The organism is Bradyrhizobium cosmicum (genome assembly GCF_032290525.1).
GTDB classification, from domain to species: Bacteria; Pseudomonadota; Alphaproteobacteria; order Rhizobiales; family Xanthobacteraceae; genus Bradyrhizobium; species Bradyrhizobium cosmicum_A.
The window spans coordinates 23,363-43,427 of record NZ_JASXTA010000020.1 but is presented as its reverse complement, the minus strand read 5'-3'; the positions used below and the strand labels follow the sequence as shown (position 1 = coordinate 43,427).

General features: G+C 66.1%; 23 protein-coding genes. 10 read left to right on the top strand and 13 right to left on the bottom strand.

The features are described from left to right. Nucleotides 1-164: 164 nt before the first annotated feature. The 5 genes from QSV46_RS29810 to QSV46_RS29790 form a co-directional block, all read right to left on the bottom strand. Nucleotides 165-779 carry a hypothetical protein gene (locus tag QSV46_RS29810; RefSeq protein ID WP_314960074.1) on the bottom strand — a complete coding sequence of 205 codons (615 nt, stop codon included), beginning with the start codon at nucleotides 777-779 and terminating at the stop codon, nucleotides 165-167. A 185-nt stretch (nucleotides 780-964) separates the two neighbouring features. Beyond that, entirely contained in the window at nucleotides 965-1,732 is a 768-nt protein-coding gene (pgeF, locus tag QSV46_RS29805; protein WP_314960072.1) for a peptidoglycan editing factor PgeF, read from the bottom strand. After that, entirely contained in the window at nucleotides 1,729-2,847 is a 1,119-nt protein-coding gene (locus QSV46_RS29800) for a class I SAM-dependent methyltransferase (protein WP_314960069.1), read from the bottom strand. The genes pgeF and QSV46_RS29800 overlap by 4 nt, the downstream gene beginning before the upstream one ends. 21 nt (nucleotides 2,848-2,868) lie before the next feature. Next, complete coding sequence (lgt, locus tag QSV46_RS29795; protein ID WP_314960067.1) at nucleotides 2,869-3,714, bottom strand: prolipoprotein diacylglyceryl transferase; 846 nt, start codon at nucleotides 3,712-3,714, stop codon at nucleotides 2,869-2,871. Nucleotides 3,715-3,727: 13 nt separating this feature from the next. Next, nucleotides 3,728-4,459 (bottom strand): dienelactone hydrolase family protein, encoded by a 732-nt coding sequence (locus QSV46_RS29790; RefSeq protein WP_314960065.1) that lies wholly within the window; start codon nucleotides 4,457-4,459, stop codon nucleotides 3,728-3,730. A 155-nt stretch (nucleotides 4,460-4,614) separates the two neighbouring features. Here QSV46_RS29790 and QSV46_RS29785 point away from each other — a divergent pair, with 155 nt between their 5' ends. The 4 genes from QSV46_RS29785 to ychF all read left to right on the top strand — a co-directional run bounded on the left by QSV46_RS29785 (nucleotide 4,615) and on the right by ychF (nucleotide 7,624). Next, nucleotides 4,615-4,866, top strand: coding sequence for an accessory factor UbiK family protein (locus QSV46_RS29785; protein ID WP_247439557.1), 252 nt, complete (start codon nucleotides 4,615-4,617; stop codon nucleotides 4,864-4,866). Between the two features lie 257 nt (nucleotides 4,867-5,123). Then, complete coding sequence (locus QSV46_RS29780) at nucleotides 5,124-5,855, top strand: 50S ribosomal protein L25/general stress protein Ctc (protein ID WP_314960063.1); 732 nt, start codon at nucleotides 5,124-5,126, stop codon at nucleotides 5,853-5,855. Nucleotides 5,856-5,915: 60 nt separating this feature from the next. Continuing rightward, nucleotides 5,916-6,521, top strand: a complete 606-nt coding sequence (gene pth, locus QSV46_RS29775; protein ID WP_314960062.1) for an aminoacyl-tRNA hydrolase — start codon at nucleotides 5,916-5,918, stop codon at nucleotides 6,519-6,521. Between the two features lie 5 nt (nucleotides 6,522-6,526). Continuing rightward, entirely contained in the window at nucleotides 6,527-7,624 is a 1,098-nt protein-coding gene (ychF, locus tag QSV46_RS29770; protein WP_314960060.1) for a redox-regulated ATPase YchF, read from the top strand. Nucleotides 7,625-7,717: 93 nt separating this feature from the next. Here ychF and QSV46_RS29765 read toward each other — a convergent pair whose 3' ends face one another. Next, nucleotides 7,718-8,017 carry a DUF4282 domain-containing protein gene (locus tag QSV46_RS29765; protein WP_314960059.1) on the bottom strand — a complete coding sequence of 100 codons (300 nt, stop codon included), beginning with the start codon at nucleotides 8,015-8,017 and terminating at the stop codon, nucleotides 7,718-7,720. A 157-nt stretch (nucleotides 8,018-8,174) separates the two neighbouring features. Between QSV46_RS29765 and QSV46_RS29760 the strand changes: the two genes are divergently transcribed. Both QSV46_RS29760 and QSV46_RS29755 read left to right on the top strand, forming a co-directional pair. Next, nucleotides 8,175-8,621: a MaoC family dehydratase gene (locus QSV46_RS29760; protein WP_314960056.1), complete on the top strand. Its 447-nt coding sequence runs from the start codon at nucleotides 8,175-8,177 to the stop codon at nucleotides 8,619-8,621. After that, nucleotides 8,621-9,103 (top strand): MaoC family dehydratase, encoded by a 483-nt coding sequence (locus QSV46_RS29755; RefSeq protein ID WP_314960297.1) that lies wholly within the window; start codon nucleotides 8,621-8,623, stop codon nucleotides 9,101-9,103. The genes QSV46_RS29760 and QSV46_RS29755 overlap by 1 nt, the downstream gene beginning before the upstream one ends. Before the next feature lie 75 nt (nucleotides 9,104-9,178). Here QSV46_RS29755 and QSV46_RS29750 read toward each other — a convergent pair whose 3' ends face one another. The 6 genes from QSV46_RS29750 to QSV46_RS29725 all read right to left on the bottom strand — a co-directional run bounded on the left by QSV46_RS29750 (nucleotide 9,179) and on the right by QSV46_RS29725 (nucleotide 15,229). Beyond that, complete coding sequence (locus QSV46_RS29750; protein WP_314960055.1) at nucleotides 9,179-10,000, bottom strand: DUF2076 domain-containing protein; 822 nt, start codon at nucleotides 9,998-10,000, stop codon at nucleotides 9,179-9,181. Between the two features lie 123 nt (nucleotides 10,001-10,123). Continuing rightward, nucleotides 10,124-10,969, bottom strand: coding sequence for a ChbG/HpnK family deacetylase (locus QSV46_RS29745; protein WP_314960052.1), 846 nt, complete (start codon nucleotides 10,967-10,969; stop codon nucleotides 10,124-10,126). After that, nucleotides 10,966-12,012, bottom strand: coding sequence for a glycosyltransferase family 2 protein (locus QSV46_RS29740; protein ID WP_314960049.1), 1,047 nt, complete (start codon nucleotides 12,010-12,012; stop codon nucleotides 10,966-10,968). The genes QSV46_RS29745 and QSV46_RS29740 overlap by 4 nt, the downstream gene beginning before the upstream one ends. 87 nt (nucleotides 12,013-12,099) lie before the next feature. Further along, the gene (gene hisG / locus QSV46_RS29735; RefSeq protein WP_314960046.1) at nucleotides 12,100-13,077 is read right to left on the bottom strand and encodes an ATP phosphoribosyltransferase; all 978 of its coding nucleotides are present in this window, start codon (nucleotides 13,075-13,077) and stop codon (nucleotides 12,100-12,102) included. Nucleotides 13,078-13,080: 3 nt separating this feature from the next. Beyond that, nucleotides 13,081-14,232 (bottom strand): ATP phosphoribosyltransferase regulatory subunit, encoded by a 1,152-nt coding sequence (locus QSV46_RS29730; protein ID WP_314960044.1) that lies wholly within the window; start codon nucleotides 14,230-14,232, stop codon nucleotides 13,081-13,083. Nucleotides 14,233-14,473: 241 nt separating this feature from the next. Further along, a complete protein-coding gene (locus tag QSV46_RS29725) occupies nucleotides 14,474-15,229 on the bottom strand; it encodes a 16S rRNA (uracil(1498)-N(3))-methyltransferase (protein ID WP_314960042.1) in 756 nt (251 codons plus the stop codon). Between the two features lie 211 nt (nucleotides 15,230-15,440). Between QSV46_RS29725 and QSV46_RS29720 the strand changes: the two genes are divergently transcribed. After that, nucleotides 15,441-16,100, top strand: a complete 660-nt coding sequence (locus QSV46_RS29720) for a hypothetical protein (RefSeq protein ID WP_314960296.1) — start codon at nucleotides 15,441-15,443, stop codon at nucleotides 16,098-16,100. Further along, complete coding sequence (gene ubiA / locus QSV46_RS29715; protein WP_314960040.1) at nucleotides 16,097-17,029, top strand: 4-hydroxybenzoate octaprenyltransferase; 933 nt, start codon at nucleotides 16,097-16,099, stop codon at nucleotides 17,027-17,029. The genes QSV46_RS29720 and ubiA overlap by 4 nt, the downstream gene beginning before the upstream one ends. Nucleotides 17,030-17,037: 8 nt before the next feature. Here ubiA and QSV46_RS29710 read toward each other — a convergent pair whose 3' ends face one another. Next, entirely contained in the window at nucleotides 17,038-17,556 is a 519-nt protein-coding gene (locus QSV46_RS29710) for a DUF6101 family protein (RefSeq protein WP_314960036.1), read from the bottom strand. Between the two features lie 276 nt (nucleotides 17,557-17,832). Here QSV46_RS29710 and QSV46_RS29705 point away from each other — a divergent pair, with 276 nt between their 5' ends. Then, nucleotides 17,833-19,224 (top strand): TldD/PmbA family protein, encoded by a 1,392-nt coding sequence (locus QSV46_RS29705; RefSeq protein WP_314960033.1) that lies wholly within the window; start codon nucleotides 17,833-17,835, stop codon nucleotides 19,222-19,224. Then, the gene (locus QSV46_RS29700) at nucleotides 19,211-20,026 is read left to right on the top strand and encodes a 3'(2'),5'-bisphosphate nucleotidase CysQ (RefSeq protein WP_314960031.1); all 816 of its coding nucleotides are present in this window, start codon (nucleotides 19,211-19,213) and stop codon (nucleotides 20,024-20,026) included. The genes QSV46_RS29705 and QSV46_RS29700 overlap by 14 nt, the downstream gene beginning before the upstream one ends. Nucleotides 20,027-20,065 lie beyond the last annotated feature (39 nt).

Below are 20,065 nucleotides of genomic sequence, written 5' to 3'. Positions count from 1 at the left end.
GACGTTCAACATCTTACGAATACCCACTGGAAGCACGGTTATGACGGGCGAGGAAATATCAGGCCGGAGGCTCCAATGGCAACCCGGGATGGGACGTTTTCCCTCCGAAATCCCGAGTCGGGCCAACGGTTTGGCCGCAACTTGAGGCCGTGGTTTAGCGGGGGTTATCGCTCGGCATAGCCGAGCGCGGTCGCCGGCATCTCGGTCGCCGGGGCCTCCGGGATCACGCTCGCCACCGCCGGTCCGCGCAGGCCTGGAACAGAGCTCGGGCTCTCCGGCGTGCCGTTGATCATGTTGGAAAGTCCGCTGAATCCGGCCTGAGCGATTTTCCGCAGCACCAAATCGTCGGCGGCCGCCCACGCATCGCGGCCACCTTTGGCCGAGGTCGGTTCCTCGCCGGAGAGGCGCATCGCCCGCTGCTGGTTGGCATCGTAGACGTCCCAGACCCAGGCGATCACGGTCTTGCCGCGGACGACCTGGGCGGAGAGGTAGCTGCGCACGCGGTAGGCAGCCGTACCCTCGCGGGAGACCACGACCAGGCTGCGCAGCTTGGATTCGCTGTCGAGCACGCCGACCATGCGGTCGAACACTTGCGGCGGCGGCCCGTCGATCGATTCAAAGGCGATTGTCGCCCCGCTGCCACCGCTCGGCGCCATCGCATAGGAGTTGGCGGCGCCACCGCCGCCGGCGCAGCCGCCGAGCACGGCCGCCGCCGCCAGCAGCAAGACCGCCAGCACGCGCGAGCCCGCGCGGCCCAGGATGAATGACGCGTCCCTCATGATAGAGGGCAGCGATATCGTTAAAATCGATTAAGGTCTAGGGCGGGGGCGACACATCCCACTGTCATTCCAAGGCCGGCCACTTTGCGCGAACCCGGAATCCATTTCTCCGCATAAATTGCTGTACCATGGATTCCGGGTTCTCGCTTCGCGAGCCCCGGAATGACGGCATGTTGCCTGTGTGTTCACGCTTCGAGCGCGATCGCGTGAACGTGCCGGCCGTAATCCGGCTCCTTGCGATGCACCGAGCGGCGATAGCTGAAGAAGCGCTCGTCGGCATAGGTGTCCAGACCAAGATCGTCGATCATCAGGATGCCGGCGGCCTCCAGCCGCCTCCGGATGAAGCCGGCGAGATCGAACATCGCATGGCCCTCGCGCACCGACGGGATGAAGAACATGGCGTTGTCGGCGTCCGCCTCGATGAAGCGCGCCACGAACTCGTTGCCGACCTCGTAGCTCTCTTGCCGGATCAGCGGGCCGATCGCAGCGATGATGCCGCTGCGCGCTGCGCCGAGCTTTTCCATCGCTAGAATCGTGGACTCCAGCACGCCCGTGAGCGCGCCCTTCCAGCCGGCATGCGCGCCGCCGATCACGCGCGCGTTGGGATCGACGAACAGCACCGGGCCGCAATCGGCCGTGGAGACGCCGAGCGCGATGCCGGGCGTCTTCGTCACCAGCGCATCGCCCTTCGGCCGGGGTCCGCTCGGCCACGGCATTTCGGCAACGAGTACGTCGGGTGAATGGATCTGATGCAAGCTGAGAAAGCGTTCCGGTGCGACGCCGACATGCTCGGCCATGCGGCGGCGGTTCTCCGCGACGAGGGTCTGATCGTCATTGGAGCCGAGCCCGCCGTTCAGCGCGGAATAGATGCCATTGGAAACGCCGCCCTCGCGGGTGAAGAACGAGTGGCGCAGGCCTGGCACGGCCGACAGCAGCGACGAAGCGAGAGTCATGAGGCGTCTCCGGCCTGTTCGAGATCGCTGAGGCCGGCAAGTCCCGTCAGCCGCGGCTCGGAGATGCCGAGCACCTTGAACATCGAGCCCATGCCGCTGCGACCGGTATCGGTGAGCCGCTTGAGCGCGATCGAAATGTCGGTGGCCACCTCCGGCGTCGCCTTCTGCATCAGAGCGGCTGCACGGGTGTCGATGCCGACCCGCTTGAGGAAATCACCCTGCGTCACCGGGCCGTGCACGCGGGCGCCGACATCCTCGGCCGCGCGCGCCAGCGCCTGGAAGTCGACATGGGCGGTGACGTCGGCCTGGCCCGGCGCCTTCAGGGGATCGGTGAAGGTGTGGCGCGCGATCGCCTGGAAGGTGTCGCCGGCATCGCTGCGCAGGTGGCCGTAATCGATGATCAGCGCCGCGCCGTCCTGATCGCGCACGCGCGTCGCGAGCTTCATGATCTCGGAATCCGGCCGCCATTCGAACACCGCGCCGACCGGCGCGGCGCGCACCAGAGGCGGCAGCAGCACGTCGAAGCGCGGCGTCGGGTCGGCGGCCGCGCCGAATTGCAGCTTGCCGTTGGGATCGATCTCGATCACCCGCTCGTGCCAGCCGTTCTCGCGCTTGACCATCTGGTGGATCGGCAGCACGTCGAAATATTCGTTGGCGAGGATGATGCTGGGACCCTCGGGCACGTCGTCGATGCCGTCGTGCCAGGCGATGTTGCGCACGCCCGAGAGTGTCGCGCTCTGCCGCTCGCGCAGCACCGGGTTGACCTCGACCAGATGGATATGCAGCGCCTGGTAGAGCGGCGGCAGCACGCGCAGCGCGCGCAGCGCGTCCGCCATCATGGTGCCGCGGCCGGGTCCGAGCTCGATCAGCCGCAGAAATGGCGGCGAGCCCATCTGCTTCCACACCGAGGCGGTCCACAATCCGAGCAGCTCGCCGAACATCTGGCTGACCTCGGGCGCGGTGGTGAAGTCGCCCTCGCGCCCGAGCGGATCGCGCGAGACGTAATAGCCGTAGCGCGGATGCATCAGGCACAGTTCCATGTACCGCCAGACCGGCATGGGGCCCGAGGATTTGATCAGCGCCTTGATCTCGTTGAGGAGCGACTGTTCGGTCACGGCCTATTTTCTCGAAAGGAATTAACCAATAGCCCCTGCGGGCTTCGGCGCACCGCGCCTGACTGCCAATACAATAAGTATGAGGCCTACAATAAGCATCGGGATCGACAACAGCATGCCCATGGTTAATCCGCCCCAGAGGAAGCCGAGTTGCGCGTCGGGTTCGCGGAAATGCTCGCCGGCGATGCGGGTCAGGCCATAGATCAGGATGAAGGCGCCGAGGATCATGCCCGGCCGCTTCAGCGCGCCGAACCGGATCATGATCGCGAGCACGGTAAACAGCAGGATACCCTCCATGCCGGCCTCGTAGAGCTGGCTCGGATGGCGCGGCAGCTGGGTGGGATCGTTGGGGAAGATCATCGCCCAGGGCAGGCTCGCGTCGGTGGCGCGGCCCCACAACTCGCCGTTGACGAAATTGGCGATGCGGCCGAGCAGTAGCCCGACCGGCGCGACCGCGGTCGTGATGTCGCCGAGCGACAGGATCGAGATGCGGCTGCGATAGGCGAACCACATCACCGCGACGACGCAGCCGAGGAAGCCGCCATGAAACGACATGCCGCCCTCCCACAATCTGAAGATCGCGGCGGGGTGATCGACGAAGAAGGGCAGATTGTAGAACAGCACGTAGCCGGTGCGGCCGCCCAGGATGATGCCGAGCGTGACCCACAGGATGAAGTCGTCGATCTGCACCAGCGACATCGGCGCGGGGCCGCCCCACAGGCGCTCCTTCTTCAGCAGCGAGCGCGCATAGAGCCAGCCGAACACGATGCCGCCGATATAGGCCAGCGCGTACCAGCGGATCGCGAACGGACCGATCTCGATTGCGATCGGCTTGAAGGCGGGAAAGTCGATGAGCAGAAAGGGCATCGCGCCTTCTACGTCAGACGAGATTGCGGCGATAGAGCGCCAGCAGCCGCTCCCAATGCCGCTCGGCGGCGTCGCGGTCATAGACCGGGCGCTTGGGGAAGGCAAAGCCGTGATGCGTGCCGGGATAGATCTCGACTTCGGCCTTGGCGCCGCTCATGCCCTGCCTGACCTTTTCGATGATCGCCGGCGGCGCGTAGACATCGGTCTCGGCGCAGGCGAAATAGAGCTCGGCCTTGGTCTTGCCTGCGGCCAGATGCGGGCTGTCGTCCTGATCCGTTGCGAGTTGCACGCCGTAGATCGAGGCGGCCGCCTTGACGTAATCGGGGAAATGCGTGGCGGCGTTGATGGCGTAGCGGCCGCTCATGCAATAGCCGACGGTGCCGATGATTCTGGTGTTCGCGGCCGCCTGGCCCTCGGCATAGGTGAGCAGGGCGCGCGTGTCGTCCATGATCATGGGAATGGTGAGCGAGCCCATCAGCGCGAACATGCGCTTTCGCTCCGGCGCGTTCGGATCGGCGGGCAGCGCGCCGAGCTCCATCACGCCGGAGCGGTAATAGAGGTTCGGCAGCATCACGTAATAGCCCGATATCGCCAGGCGCCGCGCCATGTCGCGCAGCTCTTCGCGGATCGCCGGCGCATCCATGTAGAACAGGATGACCGGAAACGGCCCGCCGCGTTCGGGATGGCTGATGAAGGTTGCGGTGTGGCCGTCCCTGGTCGGGATCGCGATCTGCTGGTCGATCATCTCGAGTGCCTTGTGATTCTTCTTATGCAGGGCCTTTGAATACGATTGCAAGGAAACCGGGGCATGACAAGGATACCGCCGATCGGCTCTTGAACCGTTCCGTAAGGATTGCCATTGTCTCCTGCGAGTTCGCGCAAAGTTTATCGGAGGCCGACATGACCCAGACCAACAACCGGTTTTTCGACGAGATCGGCCGCCTGATGAACGACGCCGCCGGTGCCGCCCAGGGTGTCAAGCGCGAGTTCGACACAGTGATGCGCACGCAGGCCGAAAAATTCCTGCGCGACATGGACCTCGTCAAGCGTGAGGAGTTCGAAGCGGTCAAGGACATGGCCCGCCTCGCCCGCGAGGAGAACGAGGCGCTGAAGGCGCGCATCGCGGCGCTGGAGACCAAGCTCGGGGGATAGATTTTTCCGTCATTCCGGGGCGATGCGCAGCATCGAACCCGGAATCTCGAGATTCCGGGCCCGGTCGCTGTCGCGACCGCCCCGGAATGACGACAGTTCAGGCACCGCCCGCCAGCCCAATCTCCTTGTCATTTCCGCATCTTCCGGGTAAAAGCCCGCCACGTCCGCGGCCCCCGCACCCCTGGAGGCTTGCTGCGGCGAACGCGATGGGCCGCCTTGCGGCCCATTAACTTTTGCAAAAACAAGGACTTAACGTTATGGCGACGACCGTCAAGGAATTGAAGGCGACCGCACGTCCGAAGAGCGGCAAGGGGGCCGCCCGGGCTGAGCGTCGCGCCGGCAGAGTGCCCGGAGTGATCTACGGCAACAACCAGCCCCCGCTGACGATCTCGGTTGAAGATCGTGAACTGCGCCAGCGCATCCTCGCCGGCCGGTTCCTGACCACGCTGGTCGACGTCGAACTCGACGGCAAGAAGCACCGCGTGATCCCGCGTGACTACCACCTCGATCCGGTCAAGGACTTCCCGATCCACGTCGACTTCATGCGTCTCGGCGAAGGCGCCACCATCCGCATCAGCGTTCCCTTGCATGTCGTCAAGGCTGAAGGTTCGCCCGGCGTCAAGCGCGGCGGCGCCGTCAACATCGTCGCCCACGCGATCGAGCTCGAGTGCGGTGTCGAGAACATCCCGCAGTTCATCGAGGCTGATGTCGGCTCGCTCGAAATCGGCCACTCCCTGCATCTTGCCGACATCAAGCTGCCGGTCGGCGTCAAGGCGCTGACCTCCGAGGACGCGACCCTCGTCACCATCGTGCCGCCCTCGGGCTACGCCGAAGAGCAAAAGGCTGCTGCGGCTGCCGCGGCTCCGGGTGCTGCTGCGGCTCCGGCGGCTGGTGCTGCTCCTGCGGCTGGCGCTGCTGCTCCGGCGGCTGGCGCGAAGGCTCCGGCAGCGGCTGCCAAGGCTCCCGCCGGCGGCGACAAGAAGAAGTAATCTCTCAAAGCCGGCGCGCGGTCCTGTGACCCGCGCGCCGAGCGAGGGGCGCGCCGCGTCATGCGACTCTTTGTTGGGCTCGGCAATCCCGGCGCGAAATACGCACGTAACCGGCACAATATCGGCTTCATGGCCGTCGACGAGATCGCGCGGCGTCATGGCTTCTCGCCATGGCGCCGCAGGTTTCAGGGCGAGACCTCGGAAGGCACGCTCGGACCCGAGCGCGTGATCCTGCTCAAGCCCACGACCTACATGAACGATTCCGGCCGCAGCGTTCAGGACGCGGCGAGTTTCTTCAAGATCGCGCCGGGCGACGTCACCGTGTTCCATGACGAGCTCGAACTGCCGCCGGGCAAGGTGCGGGTGAAAATCGGCGGCGGCATCGCCGGCCACAACGGCCTGCGCTCGATCTCCGCCCATATCGGCAACGACTACCGCCGTGTCAGGCTCGGCATCGGTCATCCCGGCGTCAAGGAGCTGGTGCACGGCCACGTGCTGTCGGACTTTGCCAAGGCCGACAATGAATGGGTGGCGACGTTGTGCGAAGCGGTTGCCGAGCACGCGGCGCTTGTTGCCAAAGGCACCGACGCGACCTTCGCCAACAGGGTGCATCTCGCCATGCAGGCGAAGGGATTTTTGACCAAGGACGACAACGGCAAGGAATAACACTCGTGGGATTTAAATGCGGGATCGTCGGATTGCCCAATGTCGGCAAGTCGACCTTGTTCAATGCGCTGACCGAGACGGCCGCCGCGCAGGCCGCGAATTATCCGTTCTGCACCATCGAGCCGAATGTCGGCGAGGTCGCCGTGCCGGATCCGCGGCTCGACAAGCTCGCGGCGATCGCCAAATCGGGGCAGATCATTCCGACCCGGCTGACCTTCGTGGACATCGCAGGGCTGGTGCGCGGCGCCTCCAAGGGCGAGGGGCTCGGTAACCAGTTCCTCGCCAACATCCGCGAGGTCGACGCCATCGCGCATGTCGTGCGCTGCTTTGAAGATTCCGACATCACCCATGTCGAGGGCAAGATCGCCCCGCTCGCCGACATCGAGACCATCGAGACCGAGCTGATGCTCGCCGATCTCGACAGCCTCGAGAAGCGTGTCGACAACCTCACCAAGAAGGCCAAGGGCAACGACAAGGACGCCAAGGAGCAGCTCGACCTGGTCAACCGCACGCTGGTGCTGCTGCGCGAAGGCAAGCCCGCGCGCCTCGTCGAGCGCAAGGCCGAGGAGGAGCGCGCCTTTGGGATGCTCGGCCTCTTGTCGTCGAAGCCCGTGCTCTATGTCTGCAACGTCGAGGAAGGCTCGGCCGCCACCGGCAATTCGTTCTCCAAGGCCGTTGAGGGCCAGGCCGCCAAGGAAGGCGCCGTCGCCGTCGTCATCTCCGCCAAGATCGAATCCGAGATCGCCACCATTTCGCGCGACGAGCGCGCCGACTTCCTGGAGACGCTCGGTCTCGAAGAGGCCGGCCTCGATCGCTTGATCCGCGCCGGCTACACGCTGCTCGACCTTATCACCTATTTCACGGTCGGCCCGAAGGAAGCGCGTGCCTGGACCATCTATCGCGGCACCAAGGCGCCGGGCGCGGCTGGCGTGATCCACACCGATTTCGAGAAAGGCTTCATCCGCGCCGAGACGATCGCGTATCAGGACTACGTTGCGCTGGGCGGCGAAGCCGGCGCCCGCGATGCCGGCAAGCTCCGTCTCGAAGGCAAGGACTACGTCGTCGCCGACGGCGACGTGATGCATTTCCGGTTCAATACGTAAGACGTCGGCTGCATGCCCCGGACGCAGCGCAGCGCTTCTTCGGCTCTGCGTCGCGTCATTTCATGCCGCGCCGCGTCCGGGACACGGAAGCGCTCACTTCAACCCGCCGCCGCCCTGATCCCGGATCGCGCCGAGATGCTCGTTGATGCGGAAGACGATCAGGATCAATTCCGCCAGGATGCGCGAGAACACGATGCCCACGACGACGCCGGCGATGGATTCCAGCACCACCAGGAAACCGCCGAACGGGCTGATCGCCATCATGGTCAGGCCTGCGAAGATGCCGGAGAGGCCGAACAGGCAGATCACGCCGATCACCAGCCAGTAGAAGGTCTTGATGATTGTCGGCGTGATGAAGCGGTCCCATTGAAACAGGTCGCTGAATGAAAACATTGCTCTCCCCCGGGCAAATCGCGCTTCCGGCCTCGTCAACCGACGTGAAGCAGGTCTGGCCCGACTCGTCGAATGTAGCACGAGCCATGCGGGCCGGCGGGTTGAGATTGCCGTAAACTGCGGCCACAATCTGTCATTCCCACAAAGCTTTCATGAGATGACCCTGACCTTCGAAGATTTCCCGCCCGGCCGGTTCGGAACGTTCGGCCCGCGTCATGTCACCCGCGACGAGATTTTGGCGTTTGCCGCCGAATTCGATCCGCAACCGATGCATCTCGATGAGGAGGCCGCGGCCAACAGCATGCTGCGCGGCCTGTCCGGCTCCGGCTGGCACCTCTGCTCGCTGATGATGCGGATGATGGCCGACGGCTTCATCACCCGCGCCGCTTCACTGGGATCGCCCGGTGTCGACGAGGTGCGCTGGCTGGCGCCCTTGCGGCCCGGCGACGATCTCACGCTCGACGTTGACGTGATCGAGGCGCGCGCCTCGAAGAGCCGGCCGGAGCTCGGCATCGTCAAGTTCAAATGCACCGCGCGCAACGCGGCGGGACAGGCGCTGTGCGAGATGACCTCGCCGATCCTGATCAAGCGGCGCGCGGTCTGATGCGGTTCTTCGAGGACATCGAGATCGGCCAGCGCCGCGAGATCGGCACCTATACGTTCACCGCGGAGTCCATCAAGAACTTCGCCGCCAAATTCGATCCGCAGCGCTTCCACCTCGACGAGGAGGAGGGCAAGAACTCGCTGTTCGGAGGCCTCGCGGCATCCGGCTGGCATGTTGGCTCGGCCTGCATGAGCCTGCTTGTCGCCGACGGCCAGCGCCTGGCGCGCGAAGCCGCGGAGCGCGGCGCGGAGGTCGCGGTGTGGGGCCCGTCGCCGGGCTTTCGCGACCTGCGCTGGATCAGGCCGGTGCTCGCCGGCGATACCGTTGCTTACGTCAACGTCGTCATCGACAAGCGCACCTCCGCCTCGCGTCCCGGCTGGGGCATTCTGACGGCTCGCACCACCGGCACCAACCAGCGCGGCGAGGACGTCTACGCCATCACCGCCAGCGCCTTCGTGCCGATGCGCGCGAAGGTCGCTTGATGGATACCGCCGCAACGGAAACGGCCGCCCGTAAGGCGGCCGTTCGTTCAGGTTGCTGACGGGTCTTTGCTGCGATTACGCGTAATCGCTGCCGCCATCGTCGTCGCCGCCGAAATCGCTGTCGTCGGCCACGTCCATATTGCCGTTGTCGCGATCGTCGTCGCCGTAGTTCTGATCGTTGTTGTCGCGGTCGTTCGAAGCCTGGTCCGCGAAACCCTGGCGCGAATCCCCCTTCGAGTCGATGTCGTTGAGGCCGGCATCGCGCGCGAGCGAGCCGCCGGATTGATCGCTGCCGGCCCAGGGGCTGCGGTCGCCCAGGGCGTTGGTGTCGCCGAAGGCCTGCTGGTGCGATCCGCCCATCATGCCGCGGATGCTGGAGAGCAGCAGCGAGCCGCCGACGACGCCGGCCGCGGCTGCCGCCGCCGTGCCGAGGAACGAGCCGCCGCCACCGCCGACCGGCGGGGCGCCATAGCCCGGACCTTGGCCCGGACCTTGACCATAAGCCTGCCCGTAAGGGGGCTGGCCGTAGCCGGGCTGCGTCTGCTGCGCCGCCTGACCGGTGTTCCAGACCGGCCGCTGCTCACGCGGCGGGACGTTCGGAACCGAGCCGCGCGACGGGCCTCCGCCGAACAACGTGTCACGCATGGTATCGAGGAAGCCGCCGGACTGGGCCTGCTCGGGCGCCTGCGCCGCTTCCAGCTCCTGGATGCGGTTATGGGCACGCTTCAGCGCTTCGTCCTGCAACAGCGTGGTCTGCACCAGCGCGTAGATCGCGCCGGGCGCCTTGCGCAGGCCGTCGGAGATCGCAGCGATCGCGTCGGGATCGCGCGGTGCATTCTCCAGCTTCGAAAGCCGGTCAAAAAGGTCGTCGACGAGCTGGCGTTCCTGCGGCGTCATGATCAATCTCCTTCGCGCAAACCAAGCGCGAGGCAGATGTAGGGTTCCATTGTGGCCCCAACAGTGCCGTCCGGATTAAATTTCGGTATGCGACAAGCTGCCTCGCGGCCGCTTTGGCCGGTTTCATCCCAGCGTGACGTTGCTGTCCGCCAGCAGGCGCGCGAAGGCGTCGCCGGCCAGATACGCATGCTCGCGTTCGCGGACGTCGGTCATCGGATCGAGCCCGGCGAGGACGTCATCGACGAAGCCGGGGTGGCACATCACCAGGCCGCCGTCGGGGAGGCCTTCAAGGAATTGCCGCATCAGCTCGCCGAAATCGGCCGCCCGCGTAAAATCATAGGCGCCGGCGAAGCCGGGATTGAAGCTGAGGCCGGCGCTGCTCGCGCGGTTACGGAATTGGGCGCTCAGGATGTCGAGCACGAGCGCCTTCGGTGAAGCCAGCCGCTGCGCCAGCGGCAGGTCGCGGCCGCCCTGGCGCACCCAGGCATTCGGCGCGACCTCGCTGATCGCGTCGATAAAGCCGTCGCGCACCTGCGGAAACAGCTGCACATGCTGGTGGCCGTCGACGAAGTCAGGCGCGCGCCCGAACGCTGCCGCGAAGGCGGCGAGCTGCGCCTTCACCTCATGGCGAACGAATTCGGGGTCGAGCCGGCGCAAAAGCCCGGCGCGTAGCAGCTTCGGAAAGGCTAAGAACATGTCGCCGTCGAGCGGGCGGAAATGCATGGTGAGCGGCCGGAACGGCGCCGACAGCGTCACGTGCAATCCGACCGCGCAGCGCGGGCTTGCTTTCGCCGCCGTCTGGAGCGCCTCGACCTCGCTGCGCTCGATCGCGGGGCCGACCATCATCACCGAGGTCGCGTTGAGACGGCCCCGTTCGATCAGGTCGCGGATGGCGCGGTTGACGCCCGGGCTGATGCCGTAATCGTCGGCGCAGAGCCAGATCCGCCGCGGCGTTGCCCCCGCGCTCATTCGGCCGCCGTCCTCTTCGACGTATCGTCGGCCTTGTCGGTGTCGAAGTGCTTTTCGCTGTGCTCGGCGACGAAGTAGATCGGGCGCGCCTTCAGCTCGGAGAGGATCTTGCCGATATACTCGCCGACGATGCCGATCATGATGAGCTGCACGCCGCCGATGGTCATCAGGCCGATCACGAGCGAGGGATAGCCGGGCACCTGCTTGCCGGTGGTCAAGACCTCCCAGAGGATCGTGAGGCCGAACAGGAACGCGCCGCCGGCGAGGATGACGCCGAGCAGGCTGGCAAAGCGCAGCGGCGCCACCGAAAACGAGGTGACCCCTTCGATCGAAAGACCCAGCAGACGCGCGGCGCTGAACGTGGTCACGCCATGGGTGCGCGGCGCGGGCTCGTAGTCGACGCGGATCTGGCGGAAGCCGATCCAGCTTGCCAGGCCCTTGAAGAAGCGGTTGCGCTCCGGAAGCTGCCTGAGTGCCGCGACCGCGCGGGGCGACAGCAGGCGGAAGTCGCCGGCGTCTTCAGGGATCTTCTGGCGCGCGCCCCAATTGATCAGCGCGTAAAAACCGCGCCCGGCGAGCCGCCGCAGGAAGGGCTCGTTGTCGCGATGGGCCTTGGCGGTATACACGACATCGTAGCCGTCCTCGATCCAGTGCCGCACCAGCCGCTCGATCAGGGCCGGCGGATGCTGTCCGTCGCCGTCCATGAACATGACGGCGCCGAGCCGGGCGTGGTCGAGCCCGGCCATCAGCGCCGCCTCCTTGCCAAAATTGCGCGACAGCGACACCACCTGGACGTCGACCGTGTCGGCCGGCAGCGAATGGGCGATCGACAGCGTCGCGTCCGCGCTGCCGTCGTCGACATAGACGACCTCGCAGGAAAGCCGATAGCGCTGCCGCAAGGTCTTGGCGAGGTCGCAGATGCGCTGATGCAGGGCAGCAAGGCCCGCCGCCTCGTTGTAGAGGGGAACGACAATCGACAGTCCCTTCGCGGCGGCGCTCGCCGCGGTCGTCGTCATGCCGGAAACGTCAGAGCCCAGCGTCATCGATCAAGGTTCCAGAGGCGTTCAAGGTCATCTCAACAGCATATGGTAGCTGCCGTTTGCTGTCGCTACGCTGAACGGACCTGAGGCTCAGCGCCCCAGGAACGCCTCGAGCCTGGCGAACAGCGGGTTCTCCCGGTCGAACACGTAGTCGAGCGAGACCACCGAGACGGTCTCGGCGCCGTGCTCGCGCAGGAAGCTCGCCAGCGCATAGAGCTGGCCCGGCGGGCAGTGCAGCGTGAGCATGCCCGACGAGGTCGGCCCACCAAATGGAGTTTCGACCCCGAAGCTCTTGTGGGCCTGCTCGAGCAGGGCCGCGTCGCATTGCCGGAAACGAGTGCGGACCTCGCGGTATTTGTTGGCCCGCGCCCGCGCTGCGATGTGATCCAGGATGACGCGGGCGGTCTCCCGCGCCTGCGGCGACCAGTCGGCGTCTTTCGACGCCACCAGATTGGCCTGGCTGCGCAGGATCACGCCGTCGTCGAGCACCCGCAATCCGTTGGCGGCGAGCGTCGCGCCGGTTGTCGTGATGTCGACGATCAGCTCGGCGGCGCCGGCCGCCGGCGCGCCTTCGGTCGCACCGGTGCTTTCGACGATGCGGTAATCGGAGATGCCCTGGCTCTGGAAGAAGGCGCGGGTGAGGTTGATGAACTTGGTCGCGACCCGCATCCGCATGTGATGCTGCTCGCGGAAGCCGGTGGTGACGTCGTCGAGGTCGGCCATGGTGCGAACGTCGATCCACGCCTGCGGCACCGCGACGACAACGTCGGCATAGCCGAACCCGAGCCCTTCGATCAGGGACACGCGCTTGTCGGCATCCGCGATGTTCTCGCGCACCAGATCCTCGCCGGTGACGCCGAGATGCGCCAAGCCGCGGGACAGTTGCGAAGCAATCTCGCTAGCCGAGAGATAGGCGACCTCGACATTGTCGAGGCCCGCGATGGTGCCGCGATAGTCGCGGGCGCCGCCGGCTTTCGACAGCTTGAGCCCGGCGCGGGCGAAGAAGGCCTCGGTGTTTTCCTGAAGGCGACCCTTGGAGGGAACGGCCAGAACGAACGGCGCGCCCATGACTTAAGCTCCCACCTTGCGGCCGATCTTGGTCAGCGCGTCCACCCAGACCGAGAAGCCGACCGCGGGGATCGGCTCGGCCGATCCAAGCTGGGTCATCAGCCCGTCATAGCGGCCGCCGGCGACCAGCGGCTCGGCGCCGTTGCCCCGGTGATGCAGCTCGAATTCGAAGCCGGTGTAGTAGTCGAGGCCGCGCCCGAACGCGGTCGAGAAGCGCGTCTGCTTCACGTCGATGCCCCGCGCGGCCATGAAGCCGACCCGGCTTTCGAACTGGTCGATCGCGGTGGTGAGGTCGAGCTTCGCATCAGCGGTGAGCGCGCGGAGCTCGGCGATGGCGTCGTCGGGATTGCCCGATATCGACAGGAAGCGCTTGAGCACGGCGATCGCCTCGCGCGGCAGCGCGCCGCCCTTCAGTGTCGACTGCTCGAGGAAGCGGTCGGCGATCTCCGCGGTGGTGCGGCCCCCGACATTGGTGGTTCCGGCGATCGACATCAGATCGGTGACGAAGGCGAGCGCCGCCTTGCGGTCGGAGCCGGCGAGCGCGGCGAGCACGCCCTCATATCCGCTGCGGGTCGCGGTGGTCGCGGCCGCCAGCTTCTCCAGATCTTTTTCCAGGCTGATCTTGCGGTTGAAATCCTTGACCAGGCGGCGACGCCAGACCGGATAGAGATCGAGCGCGTCGAGCAGCGCATTGAACAGCGCCACGTCGCCGGTGCGAATCTCGACGTCGCGGACGCCGAAGGCGGCGGTCGCCTCCAGCGCCAGCGCCAGCATCTCGGCGTCAGCGGCGGCGCGGTCCTGGCGGGCGAATGATTCGATGCCGGCCTGAAGAAACTCGCTGGCCTGGCCGCTTCGGTAGCGGAACACCGGACCGAGATAGCTGAACCCGGCTGGCTGGCCGGCGCGGTTCGAGGCGAGGTAGTCGCGGGCGACGGGAATCGTCAGGTCAGGGCGCAGGCACAGCTCCTCGCCGGACAGGTCGCTCGTGAGGTAAAGGCTCTTGCGGATGTCTTCGCCGGAGAGGTCCAGGAACGGCTCGGCCGGTTGCAGGATCGCCGGCTCGGCCCTGACATAGCCGGCCTGCGCGAACGACAAGAGCAGCGTATCCGCCCAGGCGGCGGAGCCGGCAGCATTTGAGGTGGCAGTCGCGGTCATGACGGGGTCCATCGGCCCGGCGGAACCGGGCAGGGAAGGGAGTTGGCGCAGCCCTTAGCATGGCCGGAAAGCGGTTTCGACCTCCAAAGGATCAATCGCTTAACAGCCGGGCAATTCACCGTTCGAGCGTCATGGCCGGGCTTGTCCCGGCCATCCACGCCTCGCTCCCGGCACAAAGAACGTGGATGCCCGGGACAAGCCCGGGCATGACGACTTCCTACGGTTCCATCGCCGTCGGGAGCTAGGTTGTCCCGCCGCCCCAATCGCCCAGCACCGCCTGCACCAGCGCCAGCGCGGCCACTGCGGCGGTATCGGCCCGCATGATCCGCGGGCCCAACGCCAACCGCAGGATCTTTGGCTGCCGCAGCAGCAGGGCCCGCTCTTCGTCCGCAAAGCCGCCTTCGGGGCCGATCAGCACGTCGATGCCTTGCTCTGCCTCGCGCGCGTCTTGCAGGCTCTGAACGGGGTTTTGAACCTCCGCCGCCTCATCGCAGAAGATGAGCAGGCGGCTCGCAGGGCGTTGACTAAGGTACCGCTCCAGCGGCACCGGCTCGGCAACGGTGGCAATGCTCAAAATGCCGCATTGCTCGGCCGCCTCGACCACATTGGCGCGCATCCGCTCGGTGTTGACTCGGGAGGCCTGGGTGAACCGGGTCAGGACCGGCTGAAGCGCGGCGGCGCCCATCTCGATGGCCTTCTGGACCATGTAGTCGAGCCGGGCATGCTTGAGTGGGGCGAAGACGTAGGTGAGGTCGGGTAGCCGGTCCTGGGGGCGGGCCTGCTGGAGGATGACGAGACCGTCCGGCCGCTTGCGGCCTGCGATGGCGGCCTGCCATTCGCCGTCGCGGCCGTTGAACGCCAAAACCTCGGCCCCGGCGGCAAGCCGCAGCACATTGCCGAGATAATTGCTCTGGTCGCGGTCGAGCTCGACCCTGGCGTCCTGGGCAAGTGGGGCATCGACGAACAGGCGGGGGGCGCGGAAATCGTGGGAGGGCATCGTTCAAAGGTCCGATTTGCCGCACTTATTAACCGAAAGCCGCCATTTCGGGAGTAAATATTGCCGAAATGGTGCGTCCCCGCGCCGCGCTCTTGCCCTATTCGACGGGTTGTTAAGCGCCGGCGGGAATCGTAGAATCGCGAGCACGCTGGTTGCGCTTCAATTGGGAAGACGTCGAACCCCGTAAGCTCCTGCCGGAGAGACTATCTTGATGATCCGTCATTTGATGGTTCCGATCACTGCCGTCCTGGTCACAATGGGTGCCGCAGGCGCCCATGCACAGGGCTTCCCCGCGCCGCTGCCCGGCCAGGCCCCAACCAGTTCCGCGTTTCCGCCCGTGAACGGCTCGGCACCGGCCGCGTCCGTCGGCGCGGCGCCGCAATCGTCCTTCCCCGTGAATGGCGCCGCGCCTGTCGGTGGCGCTGGCGCTTTCAGCGCAGCCCCACCGACGCAAGGCGGCCCCGGCGAGGACTGCATGAAGGCCTTCATGCCCCTGCGCGAGGAAGCCGAGAAGCGTGGCAAGCTGATCAAGGCCGCGAGCGATCGCCATGCGCCGCCGGACGAGGCCTGCAAGCTGATCCGCAACTTCAGCCAGGCTGAAGTCAAGATGATCAAGTACATCGAGGCCAACGCCGCCAAATGCGGAATCCCGCCGCAGGTCGGCGCGCAGATGAAGGACGGCCACAAGAACACCGAGGCCATGACGGTGAAGGTCTGCAACGTTGCGCAGCAGATGCAGCAGCAGCAGGGGCGTCCGGCCGGCCCGTCGCTGAGCGAGGTGCTGGGGGCGGGCTCGGCGCCTGAGGCCAATGCCGGCAAGAAGGGCGGCAGCACCTTCGACACGCTCAACGGCAACGTCCTCACCCGATGAGCGACACATCCGCCCGCGTTGCCGATTCCACCGGCAACTGGGTCGATACGCTCGCGCCGGCATGGGCGCGGCCTTATTTGCGATTATCCCGCTTCGATCGTCCGATTGGTTCCTGGCTTCTGTTGATGCCGTGCTGGTGGTCGGCGGCGCTCGCCGCCGCCATGGCGCACGACCTCGGCCGCCTGCCGCTCGTCATCGTCCTGTTCTTCATCGGCGCCTTCGTGATGCGCGGGGCGGGCTGCACCTGGAACGACATCACCGACCGCGATCTCGACGACAAGGTCGAACGCACCCGCTCGCGGCCGCTGCCCTCGGGGCAGGTGACCACCAGGCAGGCGCTGGCCTTCATGGTCGCGCAGGCGCTGGTCGGGCTCATCGTGCTGCTCCAGTTCAACCGCTTCGCGGTTCTGACCGGCATCGCCTCGCTGCTGATCGTTGCGATCTATCCCTTCATGAAGCGCATCACCTGGTGGCCGCAGATCGTGCTGGGCCTCGCCTTCTCCTGGGGCGCCCTGATGGGATTTGCCGTCACCTTCGGCCGCATCGAATTGACCGCGCTGGTGCTCTATGCCGGCGCGATTTCCTGGGTGATCGGCTATGACACGATCTACGCGCATCAGGACACCGAGGACGACGCGCTGATCGGCATCAAGTCGACCGCGCGCCTGTTCGGTGCGCACACGCACCAGGCGCTGATCTTGTTCTACGGGCTGTCGGTGATGCTGATCAGCGTCGCACTGGCGTCAGGCGATGCGCGCTGGCCGGCCTGGCTCGGCCTTGCCGCCTTCGCCGCGCATCTGGCGTGGCAGATTATGCGCTTGAGGATCGAGGATCCCGACCTGTGCAAGCGCTTGTTCTACTCGAATAGGGATGCCGGCTTGCTGCTGTTTGCGGGATTGCTGGCGGACGCGGTGATGCGGGCAGCGTAACCGCCCGCTCAGTTCCTCGCGATGATCTCGCGCTCACCCTGATGAAGCGGCAACTCGCGTGTCATGGCGGTGCGCCGGCGCATCAGAAATTTCGGACGCCGGGCGCGGATCGCATTGGCGCGGCGACGGCGCGGCGCGGGCTTGCGGGCGCCCTCGTCGAGCTGCGGAAGCGCGAACAGCTCGCTCCAGATCGCCCAGGCTTCAGTGAGCTCGTCGCCGTCGGCGCTGACCAGCAGCGGAACGGAGAGCGAGGGATCGCGATGCACCAGCACGAGGGTCTGCGCCTCGTCGTTGCCGCGCAGCGCAACGCCGGTGAAGTCGCTGACGCGGACGTTGATCGCCATCCGCATGCCGCGGACGGCACGGCGCAGCACGACGCGTTCGCGATGAAGCTCGATCTGCCTGGTGTATCCGTCGGCGCGCGGATCATGCGCATCGAAGCGGACCGGAAGGGAAAGAGGGTCGAGCCGCAGAGCGCGGCTCGACCCGGCGGGGTTGGCCCCGCATGTTGCTGTTTGACGCCTCACGGCTTTAGTTCTCCCCGCCAGGATTATGTTCCCGGTCGATGCGAGGACCTTAGCGCAGCGGTTTCCGAAACCGCTTAAAAAGGCTGGTTAATCCAACCTCACCGGCGGTCATGATTGACAAGAGCTTGGCGCGCATGATTGACGAGACGTTGCGCTAAGACAGCGAATCTGAGCTTTTCGCGGGCTGATAATGCTTGAAGTCCGCATCAAATGGGCACATCTGGTGTTCAGGGCCGGTCCCGCCCCGAAACCTCCCGCCGCAACAGGATTTCGTTTGTGAACCCTTCACCAAGCTCGACGCTTTCGTCCAAAGCCAATCGCGACCTGTTCGATCAGTCCGCGCTCTCCGATCTCGCGCAGCGGCTGGTCGAGGCGGCCAGGCGCGCCGGTGCGGATGCGGCCGATGCGGTCGCGGTGCGCGGCGTCTCGCAGGGCGTCGAGGTGCGCGATGGCCGTGTCGAGGAATCCGAGCGCTCCGAGGGCGACGATGTCGGCCTGCGCGTGCTGGTTGGCCAGCGCCAGGCGGTGGTCTCGACCAACGACGCCAGCGGCGATGCCGTGACCAAGCTTGCGGAACGCGCGGTCGCGATGGCGCGCGTCGCGCCCGACGATAAATATGTCGGCCTCGCCGATCCAGCGCTGCTCGCGCGCGACTTCCCCGAGCTCGATCTGCTCGATCCCAATATTCCCGCGACGAGCGAGCTCGAGCGCCGCGCGCTCGAAGCCGAGGCCGCGGCTCTCGCCGTGAAGGGCGTGACCAAGTCCGGCGGCGCCTCGGCCTCCGCCGGCATGGGCGGCATGGTGCTGGTGACCAGCACCGGCTTCCACGGTTCTTATCTGCGTTCCAGCCAGGGCATCTCGGCCACCGCGATATCAGGCGAAGGCACCGGCATGGAGCGCGACTACGACTTCACCTCGGCGCCGCATGGTGCCGATCTGCTGTCGCCGGAGATCGTCGGCCGTTCCGCCGGCGAGCGCACCGTGGCGCGCGCCAATCCGCGCAAGGTCGAGACCTGCAAGGTGCCTGTGGTGTTCGATCCGCGCGTCGCGGGCTCGCTGGTCGGCCATGTCGTCGGCGCCATCAACGGTGCCTCGATCGCGCGCAAGACCAGCTTCCTCAAGGACAAGCTCGGCCAGCAGCTGTTTTCGAAGAACATCCGCATCATCGACGATCCCCTGCGCAAGCGCGGCCTGCGCTCGCAGACCTTCGATGCCGAGGGCGTCGCGGTGAAGAGGATCGCGCTGGTCGAAGAAGGCGTGCTGACGACTTGGCTGCTCGACTGCGCCACCGCACGCGAGCTCGGCATGACGACCACCGGCCATGCCCATCGCGGCGTCTCGTCCTCGCCCTCGCCCGGACCGTACAATCTGCATCTCGAACCCGGCACGCCGACACCGGCCGAGCTGATCGCCGACATCAAGCAGGGTTTCTACGTCACCGACCTGATCGGCTCGGGCGTCAACGGCGTCACCGGCGACTACAGCCGCGGCGCCTCCGGTTTCTGGATCGAGAACGGCGAGCTCACCTATCCCGTCAGCGAGGTCACGATCGCAGGCCATCTGTTCGAGATCTTCAAGTCGATGCAGCCCGCGAACAATCTCGAGTTCCGCTACGGCATCAATGCGCCGACGGTGCGCATCGAGGGTTTGACGCTTGGCGGACGCTGACGCGCACTCCCTCGAAACCATCCTGACGCGCGACGCCGCTCTGCTGCGAGATACAGTGCGGGAAGCGGGCGCGCTCGCGCAGTCGATGTTCCGCACCGAGCTGAAGAAGTGGACCAAAGGCGCATCCTCGCCGGTATCGGAAGCCGACATCGCCGTCAACGATTTGCTCGAAGCGCGCCTGCGCACTGCGACGCCGGATTACGGCTGGCTGTCGGAGGAGAGCGCCGACGATGCGACGCGGCTGTCGCGGCGGCTGACCTGGGTGGTTGATCCCATCGACGGCACCCGCAACTATCTCAATGGCCATGACGAATGGTGCGTCAGCGTCGCGCTGGTCGAGGATGCTTCGCCGGTGCTGGCAGCGGTGTTTGCGCCCACGAGCGACGAGTTCTTCTTCGCGATTCGCGGCCAGGGCACGACGCTCAACGGCAAAGCCGTGCGGGCGACGTCCGGATCCGAGCTCGACTTCTCGCGCGTTGCCGGGCCCAAGCCCCTGGTCGAGCGGCTGAAGCCGTCACTCGGCGACATCAAGCTGCATCCGCGAATCGGCTCGCTGGCGTTGCGCCTGTGCCGGGTCGCCGACGGCGTGCTGGATGCGGCTTTTGCGGGGGGCAACAGCCATGATTGGGACCTTGCGGCGGCCGATTTGATCGTGCAGGAAGCGGATGGTAGGATGACCTATCTCTCCGGAGATCCCATCCTCTATAACCGCCGGGAAGTGGCGCACGGGGTGCTGGTGGCAGCGGGTCGCGATCGTCATGCGAGCATTGTCGCGCATTTTCGAAATCGTCCCTTGCCCTGAAGCGCTTTCGTCGTGCTTGTCGACCACTGCTTTGCCGGG